Genomic DNA, 23,146 nt, shown 5'->3' on the forward strand with positions numbered 1-23,146 from the left:
ATGGGGCTTTGTAACAATGTGCAAGCCTTGTATCGTTTTTATTTCAAATTTGTTTTCACTCGCATACAATACGCGCTTCTTTGACAACGCACGATATAGCGTTATCACGATTTTAAATGCCATCTATCATATTGGTTTATTGAACATGTTTACTTACTTAAAAACTAAGCTAAGTCCTTACTATGAGTTTTGGATTCTTAATGCGCTGTTGGCAACCCTTATAGGCGCTCGCTACTTCCTGTACTTTCCTGAGGTCCCTTTTGATGGGGTTCAATTCTCATTTGCTGTAACAAGCTTGTTCAGTCACATGAGCCTACTCGCTCTTGTGTTTTGGCTAGTAGGTTTAGTTCTATGCTTCCTGCCCTTTAAAGCGAAACGCATAATACTGGCACTGTTAGCAACTATCGCACTGACGTTTCTATTCATAGACACTATGGTGTTCGGCTTCTATCGGTTCCATTTGAATTACCCGGTTCTCTCGTTAGTTATGTCAGGCCAAATTGTCGAGTTTCCGGCTTCGGCTTGGGCGATGCTTACAGCTGGATTGGCAGTGGTTTTTGGCTTCCAGTGGTGGGCTTTAGGTAAGATGGAAGTCGGTAGATTTACTATTACTAAAAAACTACGTAAGGCATTTCTACCCCTTTTCTTAGCGACTACGCTGGCTAGCCATGGAATACATATTTGGGCAGCGGCCACTGCTTACCAACCTGTGTCTTTTGTTAACCAATACCTTCCACTATTCTACCCAACCATCGCTAATTCGCTTTTGATGAGACACGGGTTCATTAGTAGAGAAGAGCTAGCAAAGAAACAAGCGAAAGCGCCTAAAATGCAAGGTGGCTTGAATTACCCTCTTCACCCACTAGTTGGTAATGCACCGGAAAAGCCAAAGAATATCGTATTAATACTGATTGACTCTTGGCGTCCAGATACCGTTACTCCAAAATACATGCCTACCGTCTATGAAATGTCTCAAGAGGGTCTTTCATTTGATAAACATTACTCTTCTGGTAATGCAACACGTATGGGTACGTTTGGACTTTTTTATGGCTTACCAGGTCCATATTGGCATCCAATGCTTGCCAATCAACGTCCTACCGTCTTGATGGACCGACTGCAAGAGTTAAACTATGAGATTGGAGTGTTTACTTCGGCTCACATCGAATCACCAGAATTTAACCGAACCATATTTGCTAAGATTCCTAACTTGAGAATTCGTGGCAAGAGCCAAGGTTCAGCGGCTGATCGCGATATCGAATTGGTCGACGACTGGATGAAATGGTATGACGTCAACAGTAGCAAACCAACATTCTCATTTTTGTTCTTTGATGCACCACATGGCTTTATTTTCCCTGATGATTATGAGCCAAAGTTTGAGCCAATGTCTGGACCAAATAACCCATTTGTTCGCAGTAACGACTCCGACCCAGAGCCAATCTTTAACCGTTACCGAACTAGCACACACTTTGTAGATAGTAAAATCAAAGACGTGGTTGAGAAACTTAAGCAGGCTGGTACTTATGACGACACACTAATTATCGTTACAGGAGATCACGGTGAAGAGCTAAACGACAATGGCCAGAACTTCTGGGGACACAACGGTAACTTCACTGAAGCTCAGGTTAAAGTACCGTTCATCATGTTAGGTGCCGGAGTAGACAAAGCGGCAAATCAGTGGCCAAAGGGCAAACTGACTACGCATTTCGACCTTGTTCCAACGCTAATGAAGAACTACCTAGGTGTCACCAATGATCTTGAAGATTACACTGTGGGCGAAGATCTTTATGGTCAGTTTGTTGATCGACCATACACAATTATCGCAGACTATGGTGACTATGCCGTGGTCTCCGAAGATAAGATCTTCTCACTAAAAGGTAATGGTCTTTACGAAGTGAAAGATGGCAGAAATAGATTGCTTCCGAAACAAGAAATTGATCAAGAGAGAATGCAATACGCCATCGAATTGCTGACTCGATACACCAAATAAAACAGTCACATCAAAGCCCTCTTCACAGAGGGCTTTGTTTTATTCACCGCATATCAATAACTCTGCCGATCCAGCCGCTACGTGGATATTTCCTGTTATTCCATCAACCGATTGTCGAGTTAGAACCGAGTTATACAGTCCATTAAGGTCGACGTTGATTGATTTCGGGCGCGTCGATTTATTGATTAGTACAATCCCCTTCCTACCTCGCTTAAACGCTAAAAGATCGTCATTCGCTTCCAGCAACTCAAACGGTTCACCATGAACTGCGTGGCAAAAGCGTATCACATGAGACAACTTCTGGTCCCTCCAACCTTCGACCCATCTCGGCTCCTCGTTGGTATTTTTGATACCACTAGGGTCGAGATCAGAATAGATAAGAGGTACCCCTCCATCACGAGTTAAGATGTATACCGTCGCAAGCCATTCGTTGGTTTCACTCATTACAAGGTTGCTAAATACTTCATTGTTAGGAATGTCGTGTGTCACAGCAAAGGTTATTGAGCGCTCGTTAGTAAGCGCTTGCCCGAAACAGTATGGGTCAATTAATGCCGTCAAACTTCCGCTTTTAGATTCTAGAGCCTCGTACACCGTTTTGAACAAAGGGAAATCATAAGCTGCTAAGCGAGTTTCTTTCAAATAAGGTTGCAAGAAAAGTTCATACTCTTCTTCCGTCGCTCCGCCATCGGTAATTACCTCACCAAAGACGTGCATGTCTTGAGTTATCTCCTTAGTAAATACCTGCTTTATATGCTCGATGGTCAAGTGTTTAGCAGCATCTATACGAAAACCACGAACTCCGAGATTCTTCATCGCTAAGAGATAAGCTTGTTGCTGCTTGATAACATGAGAACTGGTTCGCAGAGTAGGTAAACCAGGATCTTGAGGGCCTCCTGTTAGTCGACCATTTTGCACTTCCCAACGGTCTTTCCAATTCTCTATCCCAAACGCCTCAACAAAATCATGCTCATCAAACAGTGCTTCATCCAAATCGCCAAATAGCTTTTGCTGTTCGAAATAGGCACGATGCTCGGTATAACTTTGCATGTCATTATTGCTTGGATACTGTAAGTCCAGTCTAGCCGCCGATTCGTTGGCCATATGGTTGAAAACCACATCGATATAGACCCATACACCCACATCATTCAATTCCAACATCATTGCTTTGAAGTCTTCGGTATTTCCAAGCTTGTTATCGATAACTCGATAATCCTGAGGTTGATAAAGTTGCCACCACTTCACTTCATTACTGTCACGAAATGACTTCATTGGCGGTGAAACTAATACGGTCTGATACCCAAGTTCCTTTATTTCTTTTGCTCGCTGAGCCACCAGCGCATAAGGCCAATCAAACGCATGTAAAATCACATTGCTTTGGTTGTTCGTTGTCTTTGACATTGGTCCATCCCCTTTAACCGGGTTCACTACTAATGAACGAAATTATAAGGTTCATACCAGTTAGCAACTCATCCTCAAGCCACTTTCTGTTGGTTGAGGGGTTGGGCGTAGCTAAAAAAGGCAACGGAATCTTGGGAAAAGCCGATACTCTCACACGACAAAGAAAACATATAAGTGACTGAAAATTATGATATAAAAATCGTAATGGTTCACTTGTCCGCATTCTTAGAAGCTAGAGTCGGTATTTGTAACAAAATGATAGCGTGTGTATAAGCCACCTATGAAGCTGTGAGCTTGCTCACAGCTTGTAGTCACTTTGATTAATGAGCATAGTACGAGTTAGTTTTCTACTACTTTCAACCACTTAATATCATACGCATCAAAAATGATGTTTTGGTGATAGGGCTTTCGCTCTTGGTTAAGCACGTCTTGCACCTCTCTTGAACCCAAAATATCACATATGGATGTTGGAATGGTTTGCCGATGTTCACTGAAGTTACATATAGCCAATAGTCGGTCACCATTAGCTGCCTTTCTGACATAAGCAAAAAGATGAGGCCGATACGTCTCTAGAATTTCCGTTTCCGCCACACCTAACACTGGCAGAGATTGACGAAGCTGAATCATATCTATTAGCTGTTGATGAATGCGACCTCGCGGATCACATTGGTCTTGAGCAATCGCAATGTCTTTTTCCGAAATAGCTGGACGATTAACCCAACGAGTATCATCAACTTTGTGTGGATCGTTAACGTATTGATAGTCATTGAACATCCCGAGTTCATCACCTTGATAAATCAACGGTACACCGCCAATGCTCAAATTGACACTATTTAGCAATCTGACTCGTTTCACAGCAAACTCAATATCTTGCTGATGTCCAGATTGCATCGCTGCTTCCAAACCACATAGCGATGCTAAAGATCCACACACTCGACAATCCCCAGTCTCTGGATTTTCTTGGAATGGGATACCATTGGCAAACGCCCCTTCAAACTTACCTGTATAGAACTGATTGAGAAACTGACGATGGTCATGCCCATTGATACCCAGCTGATCTGCTACAGCATCATCGAAAGTCCAGCCAATGTCGTCATGACAACGTATATAGTTCACCCAACTGCAATCCGGCGAGATAGCAAAACTTTTCTTTAAAGACGCTGTGAGTAACTTGGTTTCTCTGGTTGCCAAGCTTTCCCACATCAAAGCCATCATCAATGGGTTATAGGATAATTGGCATTCATCTTTATCAATGTATTGAGCGACCTCATCCGGATGAACGATGGCTTCACTCTTAAATAAAACTGATGGAGCTGTGATCTGTAAGCAGAGGTTGAATGCCTGAATCAAAGTATGCGCTTTTGGCAAACTTTCACATTGAGTCCCCTTCTCCTTCCAGATAAACGCTAATGCATCGAGACGTAAGCCATCACAACCTAAGTTGGCCAAAAATAGCATTTCATCAGTGATTGCGTTAAATACTGCTGGGTTACTGTAGTTTAAATCCCATTGAAAGCTATTAAAGGTCGTCCATACCCATTTTTCTACGTCTTCCAACCACGTAAAACTGCCGCGCCTAACTGAAGGGAATATCTCTCGACACGTAGCGTTGTATTCATCAACGTCCCGTTTGTCGTCAAAAAAATAGTAAAACTCTTGATATTGCTCGTCACCAGATCGAGCACGCTTTGCCCATACATGTTCATCTGAGGTGTGGTTAAAGACAAAGTCTAAAACCAGGGCAATTCCAGCTTCGTTAAAGGCATTGGCTAAGGACTTCAGATCCTTCTCTGTACCTAGCTTGGGGTCCACTTTACGGTAATCCGACACAGCATAACCACCGTCGCTATTCCCTTCTGGAGCTAAATACAAAGGCATTAAGTGAACATAATTAATGCCAAGTTGCTCAAAATACGGGATCTTCTCTTTCAGTTTTTTAAAATCACCCGCAAACAAATCAACATAAACTGCCATGCCTAGGACGTTTTCATCTCGAAACCAATTAGGTGTTTTAAGTCGAATCGCATCTTTGTTTTTTAGCTTACGAGAACGCGATGCGAATCCTGCGCAGAGCATTTCTACCAGTTTCTGTAGATAAAAGAAAAAATCATAACGAGTGCCATACAAAGCGTAATAGTGCTCAAATAAGGCCGGAAAGTGCTGCTCTAATCTTCCATAAAGCTCTTTCTCATCTTTTTTAGTCAATTTGGGTAAGGTGATGGAGTCCATTACCTGCTTAAGTGCTCTCTGGCTTGTCGTGATTCCTTGCATTACCTCACCTTAATCGATTAAGTCTGAACTTAACCAATTATAGAATAAGTTAATTTTCGATATTCGAGTTTTTGTGTGACCAACTTCTTAATCGATTAAGTTCAATGAATAGAATCCAAAAAAAAGCGCATCAAAAGATGCGCTTTCCATTAGTGTTAGTTAATTCTAGATCGAGACTTAGAATTTTTTTGGAGCAAAACCTGTCATCACTTTCAGCTTTAGCTCTTTACCAATCTTCGTCATTGGATGCACTACGACCAAGCCTTTTACCGACTTTTTCAGTTTACCCATATCCGCCTGTTCTGCTTTGGTGATCTCACGAGAAAACGGCATATCAAGCAAGCTTTTACGCTCTTTGTTCATATCGTAGCTCTGCTTGTGCTTAAGCTGAGCAATCTTCTTTGTCAGTTTGTCGATTTCATCGGTAAAGCGAGAAATCAGCTCATTGTCGCCACGCGATTTGGCACCAGCCAATTTATGATTACATTTATCGAGGCGGTTATTCAGTTTTTGTAGTTCTTGTTTCATGCTCATGGCCGGAACGTTTCCTGTTAATTATTAGCGAATAGCGGTGTTGCGAACTAAGTGCGGTACAAGACCTTGACGACATGCCAACCAAACTTAGTCTTCACTAAATGGGGAACAAGCGTTTCACCACTAAAACAAACTTTGTCAAATTGAGGCACCATCTGTCCCTTACGAAATTCACCTAAGTCGCCGCCTTTTTTACCTGAAGGGCAAGTGGAGTACTTTTTAGCAAGAGTTTGAAACTTAGCGCCTTTTTTCAGCTGTTTGATGATATCTTCAGCTTGTTCTTTATGTTTCACTAAAATGTGAAGTGCTGCCGCAGTTCTTGCCATTAGTTGTCTACCCTTTTTAGCGTCTATGGGATGATGGAATGCGCAGAGTGTAATAGAAAATGAGATACAAATCACGTTTACTTTTCAAGCGGCTAAACTTTTTTCTTTCCCGGCCGCATTAACTTTTGATAATAAAGTTTATAAAATCAATCTATTGGCTTATAGAGTAAGAACTCAAATGAATACTAGCATCAGTAAAGCGAACCAATCACAGGGCATGTTACTGTTTACCCTCAACTTGCAAAAGCAACGTTTTGCCATTGGCACGCTAAAAGTGCGAGAAATCGTTCCTTTCTTACCCACTACGCAAATTCCCTACTCTCATCAACATGTCGTTGGCACTGTCAGCATTCGAGGCCTGACCGTCCCCGTTATTGATATGGCAGCTGCAATTGGTTTTAGACCTATCGCACCAGAGGAATACGCGAACACCTACTTAGTGGTTACCGATTGCCTGAGAACCGTTGTAGCGTTTATGGTTCGAGATATTGATAAAATCATAGAATGCGACTGGAAGTCCATTGAGCCAGCTCCCGATAGTGCAGGTAGAAATGTATTTGTTACTGGGGTCACTCGATTTGAAGATCATATAGTTCAGCTACTAGACGTAGAACTATTACTATCCAAAATCTATCCACAGTACGCCGATACCAAGATCCCAATGTTGACCGACGTCCAGCGCGAAAGAATCAAGTCGCTGAACATTCTGCTGGTTGACGACTCTTCCATCGCGCGCAAACAGTTAGGTGATGCGCTTAACAACATCAATATCCCTTTCGATATCTGCCGAGATGGCAATAGCGCCCTTGAGTTTATGCGCGTTAAAGCAAAGCAAAATGATGCTATCGATATATTAGTCAGTGACATTGAAATGCCCGGTCTTGATGGTTACGAACTGGCTTTCGAAGTTCAAAATGACCAAACACTCAGTCACGCCTACCGCATTTTACACACCTCGCTTTCAAGCGAAATGTGCACGGAGCGTGCTCATCAAGTTGGTGCCCACGAAGCGCTAGTTAAGTTCAATGCGGGTGAATTGATTGAAGCTATGTTGAGAGGGGCGGAGAACCTAACTGCGAATTGAAGTTCCCCTTCAACCAGTAGTTAAGCTGAAAGGGATAATGGACTTATTTACCGTCGTAGTTATTGTTTGGCGCAAATGAAAACCCTTGACCACCGATAGAAGCTTCATACATTAAGCCGCCCTTAGTCATGGTAAATACTGCCATGCCATTAATGTAATTCGCTTTAGTCTGGTTGTCTCCAGCCTGTGCCCCTACACCTGTTGAACCAGCTTGTGCACTAGCGCCCACCGTTAAAGCAACAGCAGATGCCTGAGCACCAAATTCAAAACTGCCGCTTGTAAATGAGTAGTAGTCTGCTTTGCTTTCGAAGAAAACGATTTCGCTATAAGCCTGTGCGCCTAATTGAAGTCCAATGCTAAGCTGCGCTAACGTTGAATCACCAACGTGAACGCCTTGGCGATACACTTGCCCTTCACCGTAGGACCCACCAATGCCAAAACCACCCTTACCAACGGTTGGAAATAGTGCATAACCATACGCATATTTGAAAAATGGGTGCGTTGCGTCTGCTTGCTTGAATTTATTTAACGTAGCTTCATATTTACTACTATTATCGCTAGCAGAAACTGCTTGGTCTTTTTCTTTAGCCACTTCAGTTCCTTCTGTGACACTTTGACCATCTTTCTGAAGTGCTTCTGAAGCATAGGCTTGGGGGATAATGGTAACACACGCAGCCAGTAGATAAGGCCTAATTCTAACTAACATACTCTTTCCTTTCTCGAGTAAGATTTTGTATTTTGACGACAATTTTCATCATTAGTTCACCCTATAACGCACTCATCAATAGATCAATTCCTTCACAGCATGTTTTGCACCTAAAGCAAATAGAATCTACACTGTTGCCATATCAAGTCGAGTAATAACTTAATGAATCCTATGATAAAGAAGCTGCTCATCAATCTAATTTTGATATTAGTCGGCGTTCCGATTCTGTTAGTCGTATTCCTTAAGTTTCTTAATCCGCCAATTTGGGGATGGAAAGTAGCTCGTACCCTATTTCCACCGGAAGGTTATCCAACACAAACCCACCACACATGGGTTCCTCTATCTCAGATAAACCCTAACATGCCGCTCGCAGTAATTGCGTCAGAAGATCAGAATTTCCCAAATCATATTGGTGTGGATTTTGGAGCCCTTATAAGTGTTTTGGCAGAGAGTGGCAGCCCGTCTCGCGGAGCGAGTACCATTACTCAACAAACCGCAAAAAACGTGTTCTTATTTCCAAGCCAAACTTACATTCGAAAAGCTTATGAACTTTATATTGCCTTACTGCTCGAAGTCATTTGGGGTAAAGAGCGCATTATGGAAGTTTATTTGAACGTTATAGAGTTTGGCCCCGGTATTTATGGTGTAGAAGCAGCCAGTCAATATTACTTTGGCATCAGTGCCAACAGATTAAGTAAAGTCCAAGCAGCTCAACTCGCAGTAGTGCTGCCTAACCCTTATCGAATTAAGCCGACACCGATGTCAGATTACGTTAACAAGCGGACACTCTGGGTAGTAAGTCAGATGAATAACCTAGGATATAATTCAATTAACTATCAATAGTGTCCATTTGTTTCGTTCCACCAGCATAACGTCTGATCTGGCTCATTAGAAGAACGGCTGCCATCAACAAGGCTGATGCAATATAGAAACTTCCTAGCGTCATTTGGCTTGTTACCCAGCGTTCAACCAAATACCCACCAAATACACCAGCTATCACCATTTGAATTGAGCCGGATAACGCCGACACCGCGCCCGCGTTTTCTTTATGAGGACCAAGTAACAAAGCGATGGAAATCGGAAATGACAACCCTTGAGCAACAGTGAGCCAAGTAAAAGCGAACACAAGGTTAAATACCGTCATCTCAGTCATTAACAACCACAAACCCGATAACGACATAATGGTAATGGCGAGGAACAAAATCCAGTTGTTAGAAAAATACCGGTTGAGGATATTGAGCGATACGCTTCCCATCATAAGACCTGCTGATGGGATAATCATTATCGTTCCATATTCTGCCGCAGTTAAACCCAGCTGATGCTGCATTAAGAATGGGAATAAACTTAAAGAGACAACTGCACCTAGGTAACTGATCCAGTTATAACTTGCACTGCCAATCACTTGAGGGTTAACAATTAACTTTGAATAGCCATGGATCACTTCTGTCACTTTGAATTTACGAGGCTTATAAGGCAAGGTTTCCGGCAAGATGAACCAGCCAAGCGTGAAGATAGCGACCAAATATACCAAGACGAAAACAAACACTGCTTCCCAGCTTAAGTGAAATGCAATCCAGCCACCAAAGACAGGGGCAATAATAGGCATAACCGAAGCCGTCACCGAAATATAAGACAGCGCCTTGGTAAGTTGTTTTCCGTCATAGCTATCACGAAGTACACTTCGTCCCAACACGGAAGCACTACCGGCTCCGAGTCCTTGAAGCAATCGACCTACTTCTAACGCGGTAAAGTGTTCATTTAAAGCAATACACAGCAGTGTTCCGACTAGGTAAACTCCTTGACCAAGGATAAACACGGGACGTCGGCCAATAGCATCGGACAAAGGACCATAAAAGAGTTGAGAAAGTCCGAAACCAACCAAAAACAGTGTCACGAGCATCTGAACATCCGCATGTCCAATCGATAGGGCTTCGCTAATAAGTGGAAGTGAAGGTAAGTAAATGCTCACGCCTACTTGACCCGTTGCGATGATCATCATCGCGAGCAACATAGGTGTTTTATTAAAAGATTTATTGTGTTTTCTATTCATACACACATTCTATATTGCGTATGAATCATTGATAATACACTATAAAGGAAACAGAATACGTCCTAATAGGAAATAATCTAGGAGTGCACATGGATTGGATATCGTGTATCAATACTTACATTCGTGTCGTCGAAGAAGGCAGTTTCAATGGTGCAGCCAGAAGACTGAATACTACCAGTTCAGCCATCAGCAAACGCGTCCACTGGCTTGAAGAACGTATCGGTGTCCAGCTTCTAAAAAGAACCACTCGCTCTGTCACCCAAACTGAAGCAGGTGCGCTTTTCTATCAACGCTCAAAAGATTCTCTTGATAGGTTTCAGTCCATCATTGACGAGACTCGCTCGGTCAATGAAACACCGGCAGGATTGTTAAAAATAGGCGCAACCATCGCCGTCGGCTCCAAATTTCTGGTTCAGTATTTAAACGACTTTCTGACGCAATATCCTGACATTCGAATTCAGCTGACCACCACAATTCCCGGTCAGCTTCCAGATACCAACCTAGATGTATTTATTAGTCGCGAGCTCGAAACACTCAATAGTCTTAGTATGAGACAAACTTCATTATTTGAGCAGCGTATCGGCTTTTATGCTGCGCCTTCCTACATCAGAGAGTTTGGCGCTCCTCAATCTATTGACGAGCTCAAACAACATAACATCCTTATTTGGGGTGAGCGTCCACAACGAGAATACAAGATATCCAAAACACAACGTGTGATGTTGTCAGGAAACTTTGCGACTACTAACCCAGAAGCATTGTTTTATGCCGCTAAAAATGGGATGGGGGTATTAATCAGTAACGACGTTATGATCAAAGAAGACGTCAAGTCTGGCGCTTTAGTTAGAGTTCTACCCGAGATCCAAGCGTTGGATTCTACCGTCTACGCCTATTACCCTAAACTGGATTATGAGCATACGAGAACCAAACTATTTTTGGACTATATCAAAATGCGTTTGGCTCAGTCGAACGAGGAAGGGTAAAGCAATGGAAAAATCGTAAGCACTACCCTGCTCTATATCAATAAAAAGAAAGCAAGCTCCATTTTGGTTCAAGATGCGCGAGTAAAGTGCATCTTTGTTTTTTTCAGAGTCCTATCTAGTACGCCGATGGCCAAAGACAAACAGAAGAAGAACCAAACGAGCTGACCAGCAATAACTAACCAACTGTTTTTCCATTCAGATGCTGTGTAAACAATGAGTTGCATCCCGGAAAAATAAGCCATGATGCTCAAGAAAACCAAGGCAATAAACCCGAACACCATCAACAATGTTATCCATTTAGGCATAATTAAACTCCAATAAGTAATGAAAAATCCAAATATTCCTTATTGTCCTGCATAAGTAGATCCACTTTAATTGTGGTTATTTTCTTGTTCAGTTATTTCGAACTTCTCTCTCAAATTTAGTGACTTTTCAGACACGCTTCGTCTGATTAAACTGGACGCATTGTTTAGGAAGCGAAAGTGACTTCCCCATAAAAGGATAACGATATGTCTAAAACTCTTGTTCTAAAGTCCAGCATTCTAGGTGATTACTCTCAATCAAATCAGATCATTGATCAAGTTATTGAAGGTAAATCCGAAGTGATCATTCGTGACCTAGCCACTAATCCAGTACCAGTATTGAACATGGAAGTGGCAACAGCTCTTCGCAGCAATGGCGAAGACTTAACGCCAGAACTTCAGGAGGTTGTCAAACTTTCAGACCACCTCATTGAGGAACTCAAGAGCGCAGACAAAGTGATTATTGCGGCACCGATGTACAACTTCATGATTCCAACCCAGCTTAAGAACTATTTTGATCTTATCGCCCGTGCTGGCGTAACGTTCACCTACACTGACACCGGGCCTGTTGGTCTTATCCAAGGGAAAGAAGTGGTGGTATTGACTACTCGTGGTGGCATTCACAAAGATACACCTCGCAACAGTATGAATGATTATCTTGCTACGATTTTAGGCTTCCTTGGTATGACGGATGTGGAATTCATTTATGCCGAAGCGCTAAACATGGGTGATGAACCTGCCGCAGAAAGCCGTGCATCTGCACTAGAATCTCTGAGCGCATTAGTCTAACCGTTCTTGGTGAGTCAATAGAGCAAATACAACGCGAATTGTACTCACCGCTTTTGTTTCTCGCACTCCTTCCCCTTGTTTCCATACAAACCTATGACACTTCTCCACAGATATAACTATACGCCTGTGCAATAATTTATTTATCAATGAATTGGAGGAGCCGTGTTGGTCGTTTTTTTCTGCTTTTGTCTAAGCGCGTACTACTTAGTCGCCTTTCCGGGGGGTGTTCACGCCTACCGCAAAGGAGCGTTGAGTTGGGGAGATGCGTTTTTGCCTCTAATGGTCTTCGCTGCTTGGTCTGTACTGGCAGTGTTTGGCGTAGGTGCACAGAGCTTGGGAAACTTGATAGAGGTTATCTTGCTGCTCATTGCAGCCGTTTGTATTTTCTATATTCGACTGATTTATGTTCACAGATATCCGAGTAACCGCCTGCATTCGCTCTATATGATGTATCTGATTATCACTGTGGTAGTTATTCTAACCCGTATTTTCTTTCCACATATGATGGAATAGCACTGAGGATAGTATTAATCATTATTAATACTCTTAGAAACGACGTTCTAACAGCCATTCGTTATGGTAACTCATCACTTATTTCATATTGATTTACCATGAAACGTCTTTTCGCTCTTGCTATCGCCATACTCGCTGCCTATGCCTTATTGAGTCCCAGTCATTATGTGACCAACCCTTGCCCTCAGTCTCACTTTGAGCCCACTTCAAAGTCATTTGATGATGTTCACTTCCAGCAGTTGATCAAACAAGCACAATCTTGTTCGTCTTGCTCAAAAAGTCACACCTAGAATTGATATAAAACCCCGTAAAAAAAATGGGCGCTCGAACCAGTCGATACGCCCTCCCAAAACAGTGCAAATTATCAACAATCCGTCAGTTCAAGCTCACTTCTACATCCGATTTAATGGTACTGGAACAAGCCAGCACAAATCCATTAGCTTTCTCTTCTTCAGTCAACGTTTCATAGCTGGTAGAGTCTACTTGGCCAACTTTCACCTTACATTTGCATGAACCACAAATACCACTGCGGCAAGCTGCAATAACCGGCACGCCTCCCTTCTCTAAGGCATCAATTAACAAGGTTCCCTTATCAGCATCAAGCTCAACGCCAAAGTCAGGCACCGCAACTTTTACAACGCCCTCTTCCATGTCTACCGTAACATCAGTCGGCGTAAAGCTTTCTTGATGGAACTCCGACATATCAAAGTTGGCTTGCTCTAGGGAAGATTTGACTACCTCCATAAAGCCCGTTGGACCACACAAATAAACGGTGCGTTCATGAAAGTCAGGAATTAACGACGTTAGCCATTCAAGATTTATCAAACCTTGCGGAAAATCTGTGCCAGAATTGTCCTCAAGCAACATTTTTAGTGCGAAGTTATCGACCGTTTGGTTAAGCTCAACCAACCTATCAAAGTAAATTGCATCTTGTTTGCTCTTCGCAAGATGGAGAAATTCGATATTGACATCTGCACCGTCCACAAGCCATTGATCGACCATGGACATGACAGGTGTGATACCACATCCCGCGCTGATCATTAGGACTTTGTTTTTGGGCTGACAGTCAATATTATTGAAATGACCAAGCGGTGCTAACGCTTCTACCTGAGCACCAACTTCAAGCTGCTCAACAATATGGTTTGACACCAAACCGCCTGCGACGCGCTTCACCGTGAATTTAAGCGTTTTACTCCCCGGTACTGAACTAATTGAATAAGCTCGATACGCTCTACTGCCGTCAATATCGAAGCCAAGCGATGAGAATTGACCCGGTTTGAATTGAAATTCAGTCTCGCCGGACTTTGAAGCAAGTTCAAACGATACCGAATCTGGTGTTTCAAACCACTTATTAGTACATGTCAGCTCTATCGTATCTGATTGGGACCATGCCATTACATCATTCCTCTGAGTAAGAAATGGCGTCTTAAACGCCATTTCTAGTACTTTTTTACGCTGCCAAAATCGTCTTTAAGTCGTTTTCTACGGTAGAAATACCGCGCATATCAAACTTCTCTTGTAGGATGCTAAGCAGGTTATCTGTAAGGAATGCAGGAGCCGTTGGGCCGGTATAGATGCCTTTAACGCCTAAAGCAAAGAGTGTCAGCAAAATAACAATCGCTTTTTGCTCAAACCAAGATAGGACGAGAGTCAGTGGCAATTCGTTAATGCCACAATCAAACTCATCAGCAAGCGCTAATGCCAATTGGATAGCAGAGTAAGCGTCATTGCACTGACCCACATCCAATAGGCGAGGAATACCATTGATGTCACCAAACTGGTTTTTGTTGAAGCGGAACTTGCCACACGCCAGCGTCAGAATAACACTATCTTCCGGAGCTTGAGCTGTAAAATCGCTGTAGTAACTACGCTCTGCCTTGTCGCCATCACAACCACCAACCAAGAAGAAATGCTTGATTGCGCCCGCTTTCACCTGTTCGACGACTGCTGGTGCTGCTTGCATTAGCGCATTGCGACCAAACCCAACCGTGATCATGTGTTCAATTTCGTCGTGCTGGAAGCCGTCTTGTGCAAGTGCACATTCAATCACTTGACTGAAATCGTCCCCTTCAATGTGCGCCACACCTGGCCAACCTACAATGCTGCGCGTGAACAGACGGTCCGCGTATTGACCGACATTAGGATTCAACAGGCAGTTAGACGTCATTACAATCGCACCAGGGAAGTTGGCAAACTCTTTTTGCTGGTTCTGCCATGCGCTGCCATAGTTACCGACTAAATGAGGGTACTTCTTAAGCTCTGGATAAGCGTGAGCTGGGAGCATCTCACCATTAGTGTAGACGTTAATGCCTTTTCCTTCTGTTTGTTGAAGGATTTTCTCTAAGTCATGAAGGTCGTGACCAGACACTAGAATGCAGTGGCCTTTTACCGTTTTAACGTTAACTTGAGTCGGCTCAGGGTGACCGAAGGTTTCCGTTTCACCTTTATCTAGCATTTCCATGATCTTGTAATTCATAAGACCAATTTGCATCGAGGTATTCAGTAATGGCTCCAAATCGACAGGGTCAGTACCTAACCAAGCCATAATTTGGTGATACTCACCATAGACCGCTTCATCTTTTTGAGAGAGTACACGAGCATGCTCAAGGTAGGCGGCTGCACCTTTAAGACCATAAAGACAGAGTAAACGAAGGCCAATCACGTCTTCATGTAGACTATCGTGACCACGGTTTACCGCTGCAGTTGGAGCAAATTCTAATAGCGCTTGTTTTGTAGTTGGTAAGTCAAACTGAGCTGCAGGAGAAAGTTCATCAATCGCGATACCTTGTACTAGAGAGGCAGCTTGAACTTGTTCTTGAAGACGCGCTTTATATGTTGCAGCCAGATTGGCGAGCTCGATGATGCGTTCAGGGTCGAAGTTAACGTTAGTTAGCGTAGAAAAGAATGCTCTAGGCGCCCATTGGTCGATTTCTTGGTCTACGATACCAAATTTACGACCCTGATCGGCCCAGAATGAAACCCCTTGAAGGGTATACACTAATACGTCTTGTAGGTCAGAAACTTCAGACGTTTTGCCACACATACCTTGAGTATAAGAACACCCTTTAGCAACAGGGGTTTGAATAGTTTGTTCGCATTGAATACAGAACATAATGAGGACTCCAGTATTTTAATTCGTGCCTTGGTACTTTGCCAAAGCTGATTATTCCTGAAGTCTCTATAGCATAACGTGTGCCAATTTTTATCTTATTGTAATTAAAGACTTTTAACACAAAAATCACAATTAAAACAGTCATTTAGACCTAGACCACAATCACAACATTAAAACACACCTGAGTCATTATGACCTAAATTACATCAAGAAAACGATTCTCCATTTCAACTTCTTGAAGTTTCATTAGTTTCAACGCGGTTTTCATATGTTTCTGCATGACTTTATACGCCATTTCAGAATCACCAACTCTCAATGCCTCAATTAATGAAAGTTGGCTATCTATACCTGTGCGCCAGAGATCGTAATTTTCTGGCTCATATAGCTTCTTGTAGATTGTCATATCTGACAACATTTGAGCAGTAAAACGGATAACCAGTTTTAGTAACTCATTGGAGGAAAAACTTGCCAAAATACGATGGAATTCAATCGACGCTAAGTGATGCTCTCGCTCTTCATAAATATCACGAGGAGGCGCAGCATACAATTTGGTTTGGTCCTTTAGCTCTTTGAGCTGATTCGACGTTAGTTTACCCGCTAAACTGGCGGCAAGTTGGGGCTCTAATGCGAGACGTAGCTGATACAAATCTTCAATTGAAGTCTCCTTGAAGAATAGATAATTACTCAGCAACATTTGCGCTTTTTCTTCAGAGACTTCGGAAACGAAGACACCACCTTTGGGACCCGTTTTTGTCTGCAATAGCCCCTGAGCGTCTAATAGTCGCATCGATTCGCGCACTGTGCTTTTTGAGGCGTCAAACATTTCCATCACTTCCACTTCATTAGGAAGTCTATCTCCTGGCTGAAGCTTCTGTTCCACAATCCATTTTTTAATCGCTGACGCTACGTTTTCGGTTCGTCGTTTTTTGACGGTCAAAAGACACCTCTATTTTTACTCGATTTCAATGTCTACGGTAACTGAAACTCCCTGTCGGGTGAAGCAGTTACCTTAAAACACAAGGTTATCAGCTCTCAATATCGTTACAAATCATACTCACAAAAGCGACGACATCGATTGCATTTATCATGATAAATAGTGTATTTTGCCAATTTATCATGATAAATAAGTAAACGCAGCATCAAAAACGAGAATAAATATGACCATTGCATCCACTTCATCACTAGCTTGGGATTGGCTTGAGCAACTAGCAAAATGTTCTGAGACAACCAACCCTGATGTAGAAGGCGTAACCCGTCTTTGTGCCACAAAAGAACATAAAGAGGCCATCAATCTACTTAAGCAATACATGATGGAGTCAGGCATGTCAGTGAGAATGGACAATGCCGCCAACCTAATTGGCCGATACGCCAGCGCGGAATCAAACGCAAAGACTCTCATCTTTGGTTCACATCAAGACACCGTTCCTAATGGTGGTAAGTACGATGGAATTTTGGGAGTCGTTGCCCCACTCGCTCTCGTTCACCACCTGAACCAGCAAGATATTCAACTTCCGTACAACATTGATGTCATCGCCTTTAGTGATGAAGAAGGCACTCGCTTTCAATCAACACTACTCGGCTCGAAAGCCATTTCCGGTATTTTCGACCCTGCAATGCTCGACGCTAAGGATCCACAAGGGGTATCGCTGCAAGACGCACTTCACGACTTTGGTTGTGAGACACAGCAAATAGAAAATGATGCCTACGACGCAGAAGAAGTCATTGGTTTTGTTGAGCTGCACATAGAACAAGGCCCACAGCTTGAAGCCGAACAACTGCCAGTCGGTGTTGTATCCGCTATCACTGGGATAGAAAGACATACCATAACCATTCATGGCAAAGCGGGACATGCTGGTACTGTTCCAATGCACAACCGCCAAGACTCTCTTGTCGGCGCTGCAAGTGTAATCAGCACTTTTGATGCCCTGTGTAAAAGTGATAGAGATCTCGTTGGCGTGATAGGAAAAATAGAAAACTACCCTAACGGCGTGAACGTCATCCCACAGAAAACGCATATTACCGTTGAACTTCGCTCTCCTATTGATGAGAAGCGCCGTAAAGCAAGAGCGACATTTTTAGCGTCTATTCAGCAACAACTTAACGCACTCAATCTCAGTTACGACCATACTCAGACCTATGAGCAACAAGCCGTTCAATGTTCAAAGGCCCTGTCAGATAAGCTAACTCAAGCTATCGAAACCTGTGGTATTAAACCGAAAACCTTATTCAGTGGAGCTGGTCACGATGGCCTCGCGGTCAGCTCTCTAACCGACATCGCAATGCTGTTCATGCGATGCACTGATGGCGTAAGTCATCATCCTGACGAAGCGATTACTCAGGAAGACTTACAAGCATCTTTACAAGTACTAAAAGAATTCTGCCTAGCGATATAAAAACGTAAAGAATCAACCTAGAATCAAACTATGGAGAATATTGGACATGGAAATGACCAATCAGATTGACACAACATCGAAACGCCCCTGGTACAAGTCAATGCCAGACCCTATGGTCTTAATTTTTGGCATTTTGGTGGCAACTTACTTGCTCACATTTATCGTTCCAGCAGGCGTATTTGAAAGGGCCGTTGTTGATGGAAAAACAACGGTAGTTCCTGAGTCGTTTACGTATCTTCAAGATGCACCATCGGTGCATTTCTTTGATATTTTCGTCGCCATTCCGAAAGGTTTGATTAGTGCAGCACCTTACCTGTTCATTGTGTTTATCGCTGGTGGGTTGTTCCATATTCTGCAACGTTCCGGAGCATTAGAAAATGCTATTGGTGTCGCAGTAAATCGCGTAGGAGTAGAAAACCGTAACCTAATAATCACTATTGGTACGTTTATTTATGGTTTCTTCGGTGTTGCGGTTGGTTTTGAAAATAACATTGCGTTGGTCCCAGTCGCTGTTTTGATTTCCGCGGCGGTCGGTTATTCAAGCCTAGTAGGTACCGTAATGGCAGTGGGTGGTATCGGTGTCGGTTTTGCTTTGTCACCTATTAACCCATATACCGTAGGTGTTGCTCAAGGTATTGCAGAACTGCCTACTTTCTCTGGCGCTGGCCTGCGTACCGCTCTTGTTATCGCCTCGCTGGCTCTTCTTTCACTCTTTATCTGCAAGAAAGTCACCAAAATGGACTTTGTAGAACAAGATGACTCCGCCGGGCTTAAGAAAGATCTTAGCGAATACTCGATGAATCGAGAGAACAAGCTCACGCTTGCTGCTTTTGTTGCAGGCCTTGGTGTGATGCTTTATGGTGTTTTCGCCAATGGTTGGTACATCAATGAGATTGCAGGTTTATTCCTGCTCATGGCGATTGTTATCGGTATCATCAACAAAATGAATGCTAACCAAATCGTCAAGGAAATGATGGTTGGTGCATCAGGTGTAACCGCAGGTGCCTTGGTAATCGGTGTCGCGGCATCCATTCAGGTGATTCTGGATCAAGCACAGATCATCGACACTATCGTTAATGCACTTAGCTCTCTAATCCAAGATATGCCAATTGCGATCTCTGCGATCGTAGCCAGTGTCGTGCAAGGTATTATCAACTTGTTTGTTCCATCAGGTTCAGGACAAGCAATGGTAACTATGCCGATTCTAATTCCTGTTGCTGATTTAGTAGGAATGAGTCGTCAGCTGATGATTACTGCATTCCAAGTTGGCGATGGTTTAACCAACCTAATTGTTCCAACATCAGGCGGTACTTTAGCTATGCTGGCATTGGGACGAGTCTCTTACGAGCAATGGCTTAAAGCCATTATGCCATTCATGCTTATGGTATACGGACTAAGCTGGGTCGCACTATTCATTGGCCAATTAATCGGCTACTAACTTCAATTATAAGTGGAGGCACTGCGCCTCCCATTTCCAGAAGACTATGACAATATCTCTATTACATTTTAATCCATTAACCGGAACCTCCGCGTCCATTACTGCGACAGGAGGTCCTTGCGTTGGCGGATATGTCAATCATTCTTGGCGCTCCGTTGGTGCATGTGCTACCCAAGGGTTATTTACCAATCCTTGGTATGCAGACTTTGCCAAAAACAAATTACAGCAAGGTACTTCCGCCAGAGATATTATCAACGAACTGACTGCGTTAGACTCAGGGCATAGTCAACGACAATGTCTTGTTATGGACCAAAACGGAGCATCCGCTGCGTTAAATGGCAGCGACAACATTGCCTACATTGGCCACCTTAGCTATCCAACTATTGCAGTGGCAGGCAATATGTTAGAGGGACATCAAGTCTTAGAGCAGTTCAGTCGAGTATTTATTGAACAAACGGCCATAAACTCCCAAGCGGTATTGGAGCACATTGAGGCCCCTCAATATAAACCAGACTATGAAGCAACTTTGCCCGATGCACTTATTAGCGCTTTAGAAGCGGCCTTATCAGCGGGTGGAGACAAACGAGGTACAGTTTCTGCTTCATTGCGTATTGAATTTGCGCATCTCGCACCGATCGACATCCGCATAGATTGGGCAAAGGCCGACCTTATCGAAGAGCTTCGCTTTGTTCTGGATAAAGTACGAGAAAGAAGCTTTCAAGCGTTTTTATCTGAGCTCCCTCGACAAGTAGACCATTAAATCTTCTGGTGTCAGAAGTGTGACATCACTTCTGACACACTTATTATTCAACTAGCTTCTCAAGCGCTTGTTATAGCTTAACGATATTGCTAATGTAGACGCATATAACAAAAACAATGGGTTCCAAGTGAACGCTGTCAGCTTTAACAACGTCGATAAATGGTTTGGGGAATTCCAAGCTCTCTCAGCAATTAACCTCGAAGTCCTCCAAGGTGAAATTGTCGTAATCTGCGGCCCTTCAGGCTCAGGAAAGTCCACATTAATCCGCTGCATTAACGGATTAGAACAATACAATAATGGTGACATCCAAGTATTGGGGCAAGCTATAAACTCTAGTGGAATAAAGCCCGGACAAGTTGGTATGGTATTCCAGCACTTCAATTTATTTCCACACCTTACTGTGTTAGAAAATCTCACTCTATCGCCTATTCGCACACTCAAGCTATCTAAAAAAGAGGCCACATCTCGTGCACTCGAAATGCTTGATCGCGTGAAAATCGCCGAGCAAGCGAACAAGTACCCTTCTCAACTATCCGGTGGTCAGCAGCAAAGGGTAGCAATAGCGCGCTCTCTTTGTATGAAGCCTGACATATTGCTGTTCGATGAACCAACTTCAGCGCTCGATCCTGAGATGATCAGTGAAGTGCTCAATGTGATGGTTGAGTTGGCAGAAGAAGGGATGACCATGCTCTGTGTTACTCATGAAATGGGCTTCGCAAAACGTGTGGCAGACAGAGTAATCTTTATGGATGAAGGACAAATTCTAGAATCCGCTCCGCCGAGCCAGATTTTTGATAATCCGCAACACCCTAGAACAAAAGCCTTCTTAGATAAGATCTTAAATCACTGATGATATTAAAGATTATTAAGCCAGTTCTATCGGCATTGATACAGATCGCATTAGTCACTGTCGCGCTTGTTTGGCTGCTCGATAGCGGAGCCCAAGCGATGGGCTATCGCTGGCAGTGGGAACGCGTACCCGATTACCTCGCCTTTTATGAAGATGGACAGTGGTGGCCCGCTGAGCTGCTTGAAGGACTTGTCGTAACACTCAAAATCAGTGGACTAGCGCTCGTTTTCACCTTGTTGTTTGGACTCATTACTGCCTTACTTAAAACATCAAACTCAGTCGTTGGTCGTGGCATAGCTCATTGTTATGTCGAAGGGATTCGAAATACACCACTACTTGTTCAAATCTACCTGCTTTACTTTGTGTTTGGTCCAATTATAGGTCTTGATCGTTTTTCTACTGCCGTGTTCGCGCTGGCTTTATTTCAAGGTGCTTATACAGCTGAGATATTGCGAGCAGGCTTAAACAGCATCCCTAAAGGGCAATTTGAAGCCTGCCGTTCAGTAGGTTTGTCGCGATTCTACACCTATTACGATGTGATACTGCCTCAAGTCGTGAGACGCACTGTCCCTCCACTCACCAATGAAATCGTATCGCTAATAAAAAACTCATCCATCGTCAGCGTTATGGCTATTTTCGATTTAACCACAGAGGGTCGCAACATCGTTTCAGAAACGGCCATGCCTTTTGAAATTTGGTTTACCGTGGCCGCTATTTATTTAGTACTAACACTTACGTTATCCGCTTTATCCGCTTGGTTGGAGCATCGCTTAAACCAATCGCAATCGATTTAACTTAAATCGCAATCAAGGAGTCAGACTATGCAAGGAAAACTCAAAAACATAATTAGAGCCATCACTACCGCTGCTATCGGTATGGCGGTGTCTCTAGGTGTCGCTGCCAGTGACACTCCAAACCTGGACAAGATCAATGAACGAGGCACGTTACGCGTTGGTATGTCCACCTTTGTTCCATGGGCTATGCGTGACAAACAAGGTGATTTAATTGGTTTTGAAATCGATGTTGCTAAACGCCTCGCAGAGGACTCAGGCTGGAAAGTAGAATTTGTTCCCACTGCCTGGGACGGTATTATTCCGGCTCTATTGGCGCAAAAATTTGATGTGATCATCGGAGGTATGTCGATCACACCAGAGCGTTCTAAGAGTGTTCTCTTCACTACACCTTACTCTCATTCAGGGGTTCAAATTGCCGCGAGTAAGAAACTTGCAGAAGGCTTCTCGACCATTGAAGACTTCGATTCTCGTCGAGTTAAGATCGCAGCAAGACGAGGCGCCTATACGGTTCAAGTTGCTCGTGAAACCTTCCCTAAAGCCAAAGTCTTACAATTTGACGATGACGCCCAAGCGTTTCAAGAAGTACTTAACGGTAACGCGCATGCAGTGATCGCATCTAGCCCTAAGCCAGAGCATGAAGCAATTAAACACGCCAATGCCCTGTTTATTCCGTTTAGTGAGCGTTTATCAAAAGGTAACGAAGCATTTGCAGTGCGCTTGGGTGAAGAGGACAAAAAAGCATTCTTTGATCAGTGGATTCAGGCTCGTACCGATGATGGTTGGCTAAAAGACCGCTATGAGTACTGGTTCTCTACTCTTGATTGGCAAGATCAAATCGCTGGCGGACAGTAAATATTAT

General features: G+C 43.3%; 23 protein-coding genes. 13 read left to right on the forward strand and 10 right to left on the reverse strand.

Features of this window, described 5'->3' with window-relative positions; translation table 11 throughout:
* Positions 1-145 precede the first annotated feature (145 nt).
* The gene (locus OH456_RS00975) at positions 146-1,987 is read left to right on the forward strand and encodes a DUF3413 domain-containing protein (protein WP_270032610.1); all 1,842 of its coding nucleotides are present in this window, start codon (positions 146-148) and stop codon (positions 1,985-1,987) included.
* 39 nt (positions 1,988-2,026) lie between these two features.
* On the opposite strand, the gene OH456_RS00980 is transcribed toward OH456_RS00975, so the two are convergent.
* The 4 genes from OH456_RS00980 to ppiC all read right to left on the reverse strand — a co-directional run bounded on the left by OH456_RS00980 (position 2,027) and on the right by ppiC (position 6,516).
* Positions 2,027-3,385, reverse strand: a complete 1,359-nt coding sequence (locus OH456_RS00980) for an alpha-amylase family protein (RefSeq protein WP_270032611.1) — start codon at positions 3,383-3,385, stop codon at positions 2,027-2,029.
* 339 nt (positions 3,386-3,724) lie between these two features.
* A complete protein-coding gene (locus tag OH456_RS00985) occupies positions 3,725-5,656 on the reverse strand; it encodes an alpha-amylase family protein (RefSeq protein WP_270032612.1) in 1,932 nt (643 codons plus the stop codon).
* Between the two features lie 177 nt (positions 5,657-5,833).
* The gene (locus OH456_RS00990) at positions 5,834-6,190 is read right to left on the reverse strand and encodes a YibL family ribosome-associated protein (RefSeq protein WP_006069097.1); all 357 of its coding nucleotides are present in this window, start codon (positions 6,188-6,190) and stop codon (positions 5,834-5,836) included.
* A 47-nt stretch (positions 6,191-6,237) separates the two neighbouring features.
* Positions 6,238-6,516 carry a peptidylprolyl isomerase PpiC gene (gene ppiC / locus OH456_RS00995; RefSeq protein ID WP_004737764.1) on the reverse strand — a complete coding sequence of 93 codons (279 nt, stop codon included), beginning with the start codon at positions 6,514-6,516 and terminating at the stop codon, positions 6,238-6,240.
* A gap of 178 nt (positions 6,517-6,694) precedes the next feature.
* Between ppiC and OH456_RS01000 the strand changes: the two genes are divergently transcribed.
* Positions 6,695-7,600: a chemotaxis protein gene (locus tag OH456_RS01000; RefSeq protein ID WP_031496647.1), complete on the forward strand. Its 906-nt coding sequence runs from the start codon at positions 6,695-6,697 to the stop codon at positions 7,598-7,600.
* 43 nt (positions 7,601-7,643) lie between these two features.
* Here OH456_RS01000 and OH456_RS01005 read toward each other — a convergent pair whose 3' ends face one another.
* On the reverse strand, positions 7,644-8,306 hold the full coding sequence (locus tag OH456_RS01005; protein ID WP_270032613.1) for a YSC84-related protein: 663 nt from the start codon (positions 8,304-8,306) through the stop codon (positions 7,644-7,646).
* A gap of 162 nt (positions 8,307-8,468) precedes the next feature.
* Here OH456_RS01005 and mtgA point away from each other — a divergent pair, with 162 nt between their 5' ends.
* Entirely contained in the window at positions 8,469-9,149 is a 681-nt protein-coding gene (gene mtgA, locus OH456_RS01010; RefSeq protein ID WP_270032614.1) for a monofunctional biosynthetic peptidoglycan transglycosylase, read from the forward strand.
* Here mtgA and OH456_RS01015 read toward each other — a convergent pair.
* Positions 9,136-10,356 (reverse strand): multidrug effflux MFS transporter, encoded by a 1,221-nt coding sequence (locus OH456_RS01015; RefSeq protein ID WP_062455662.1) that lies wholly within the window; start codon positions 10,354-10,356, stop codon positions 9,136-9,138. The genes mtgA and OH456_RS01015 overlap by 14 nt on opposite strands.
* 89 nt (positions 10,357-10,445) lie before the next feature.
* Between OH456_RS01015 and OH456_RS01020 the strand changes: the two genes are divergently transcribed.
* Positions 10,446-11,336 carry a LysR family transcriptional regulator gene (locus OH456_RS01020; RefSeq protein ID WP_006069102.1) on the forward strand — a complete coding sequence of 297 codons (891 nt, stop codon included), beginning with the start codon at positions 10,446-10,448 and terminating at the stop codon, positions 11,334-11,336.
* A 68-nt stretch (positions 11,337-11,404) separates the two neighbouring features.
* Here OH456_RS01020 and OH456_RS01025 read toward each other — a convergent pair whose 3' ends face one another.
* Positions 11,405-11,641, reverse strand: a complete 237-nt coding sequence (locus OH456_RS01025; RefSeq protein WP_124941847.1) for a hypothetical protein — start codon at positions 11,639-11,641, stop codon at positions 11,405-11,407.
* 204 nt (positions 11,642-11,845) lie between these two features.
* Here OH456_RS01025 and OH456_RS01030 point away from each other — a divergent pair, with 204 nt between their 5' ends.
* The 3 genes from OH456_RS01030 (at position 11,846) to OH456_RS01040 (ending at position 13,230) form a co-directional block, all read left to right on the forward strand.
* Positions 11,846-12,427 carry an FMN-dependent NADH-azoreductase gene (locus OH456_RS01030; protein WP_031493742.1) on the forward strand — a complete coding sequence of 194 codons (582 nt, stop codon included), beginning with the start codon at positions 11,846-11,848 and terminating at the stop codon, positions 12,425-12,427.
* A 162-nt stretch (positions 12,428-12,589) separates the two neighbouring features.
* A complete protein-coding gene (locus tag OH456_RS01035) occupies positions 12,590-12,940 on the forward strand; it encodes a hypothetical protein (RefSeq protein WP_038221539.1) in 351 nt (116 codons plus the stop codon).
* Between the two features lie 98 nt (positions 12,941-13,038).
* Positions 13,039-13,230 carry a hypothetical protein gene (locus OH456_RS01040; protein ID WP_038166299.1) on the forward strand — a complete coding sequence of 64 codons (192 nt, stop codon included), beginning with the start codon at positions 13,039-13,041 and terminating at the stop codon, positions 13,228-13,230.
* 85 nt (positions 13,231-13,315) lie between these two features.
* On the opposite strand, the gene OH456_RS01045 is transcribed toward OH456_RS01040, so the two are convergent.
* The 3 genes from OH456_RS01045 to OH456_RS01055 all read right to left on the reverse strand — a co-directional run bounded on the left by OH456_RS01045 (position 13,316) and on the right by OH456_RS01055 (position 16,989).
* Positions 13,316-14,335: a hybrid-cluster NAD(P)-dependent oxidoreductase gene (locus OH456_RS01045; protein ID WP_124941846.1), complete on the reverse strand. Its 1,020-nt coding sequence runs from the start codon at positions 14,333-14,335 to the stop codon at positions 13,316-13,318.
* Positions 14,336-14,390: 55 nt separating this feature from the next.
* On the reverse strand, positions 14,391-16,052 hold the full coding sequence (gene hcp, locus OH456_RS01050) for a hydroxylamine reductase (RefSeq protein ID WP_006069107.1): 1,662 nt from the start codon (positions 16,050-16,052) through the stop codon (positions 14,391-14,393).
* A gap of 196 nt (positions 16,053-16,248) precedes the next feature.
* Positions 16,249-16,989: a FadR/GntR family transcriptional regulator gene (locus OH456_RS01055; protein ID WP_270032615.1), complete on the reverse strand. Its 741-nt coding sequence runs from the start codon at positions 16,987-16,989 to the stop codon at positions 16,249-16,251.
* Between the two features lie 220 nt (positions 16,990-17,209).
* On the opposite strand from OH456_RS01055, the gene OH456_RS01060 reads away from it, so the two are divergent.
* The 6 genes from OH456_RS01060 (at position 17,210) to OH456_RS01085 (ending at position 23,139) form a co-directional block, all read left to right on the forward strand.
* Positions 17,210-18,445 (forward strand): M20 family metallo-hydrolase, encoded by a 1,236-nt coding sequence (locus OH456_RS01060; RefSeq protein WP_096442255.1) that lies wholly within the window; start codon positions 17,210-17,212, stop codon positions 18,443-18,445.
* Positions 18,446-18,491: 46 nt separating this feature from the next.
* Positions 18,492-19,883: a YfcC family protein gene (locus tag OH456_RS01065; RefSeq protein ID WP_006069110.1), complete on the forward strand. Its 1,392-nt coding sequence runs from the start codon at positions 18,492-18,494 to the stop codon at positions 19,881-19,883.
* A 46-nt stretch (positions 19,884-19,929) separates the two neighbouring features.
* Positions 19,930-20,643, forward strand: coding sequence for a DUF1028 domain-containing protein (locus OH456_RS01070; protein ID WP_270032616.1), 714 nt, complete (start codon positions 19,930-19,932; stop codon positions 20,641-20,643).
* A gap of 127 nt (positions 20,644-20,770) precedes the next feature.
* Positions 20,771-21,493: an amino acid ABC transporter ATP-binding protein gene (locus OH456_RS01075; RefSeq protein ID WP_270032617.1), complete on the forward strand. Its 723-nt coding sequence runs from the start codon at positions 20,771-20,773 to the stop codon at positions 21,491-21,493.
* Complete coding sequence (locus OH456_RS01080) at positions 21,493-22,287, forward strand: amino acid ABC transporter permease (protein ID WP_006069113.1); 795 nt, start codon at positions 21,493-21,495, stop codon at positions 22,285-22,287. Before OH456_RS01075 ends, OH456_RS01080 begins: the two co-directional genes overlap by 1 nt.
* An 81-nt stretch (positions 22,288-22,368) precedes the next feature.
* Positions 22,369-23,139 carry a transporter substrate-binding domain-containing protein gene (locus OH456_RS01085; RefSeq protein ID WP_420883083.1) on the forward strand — a complete coding sequence of 257 codons (771 nt, stop codon included), beginning with the start codon at positions 22,369-22,371 and terminating at the stop codon, positions 23,137-23,139.
* The last annotated feature ends 7 nt before the right edge of the window (positions 23,140-23,146 follow it).

The sequence above is a fragment of the Vibrio sp. La 4.2.2 genome (assembly GCF_027586995.1).
Lineage (GTDB): Bacteria > Pseudomonadota > Gammaproteobacteria > Enterobacterales > Vibrionaceae > Vibrio > Vibrio mediterranei.